This window comes from Comamonas sp. GCA5, from assembly GCF_036541385.1.
GTDB lineage: Bacteria > Pseudomonadota > Gammaproteobacteria > Burkholderiales > Burkholderiaceae_C > Comamonas > Comamonas aquatica.
Genome location: NZ_JAZHFR010000221.1, coordinates 1 through 520 on the forward strand (window position 1 = coordinate 1; position 520 = coordinate 520).

At 40.8% G+C, this 520-nt stretch carries 1 pseudogene; it reads left to right on the forward strand.

The window, feature by feature from the left end:
• Positions 1 to 503: pseudogene (locus SJH88_RS19350) on the forward strand (transposase); the annotation flags it as partial.
• Positions 504 to 520 lie beyond the last annotated feature (17 nt).

A 520-nucleotide genomic window follows, 5' to 3' on the forward strand; every position in this document is an offset into this window, starting at 1 on the left:
AAAAAATATGAGTTTGGAAACAAAGTCTCGATTATACAGCTCCATGACGGGAGATGATTTTGGGAGCCTCTTCTTTCCGTAATGAGTACGACGGACATACCATTAGAGCAAAGCCTCGATCAGTGAAGAGACTCACTGGAGAAAGGATTAAGAAACTGGCCGGAGATAGAGGTTACCGTGGGAAAAAAGAAATAAACGGTACGCAATATTGATTCCTGGCACTCCAAAAGCTAAAGACAGTTATTATCAACGTAAAAAGAAGCATCGACTTTTCTGCAAGCGTGCAGGAATAGAACCAACTATCGGACATTTGAAGTCAGATTATCGCTTGGGACGTAACTTTTACAAAGGGCTCTTCGGGGATGCTATCAATGTAATGTTAGCTGCAGCGGCATATAACTTCAAAAAGAGCCATGAAGCTTCTTTTGTACCTAATAAACAAAATCAGCGAAACACTCCCAATGGAGAGGATTGCGCTGAAATGTGCTTTTAAGGACGACTAACTAAAATATTAGACTGT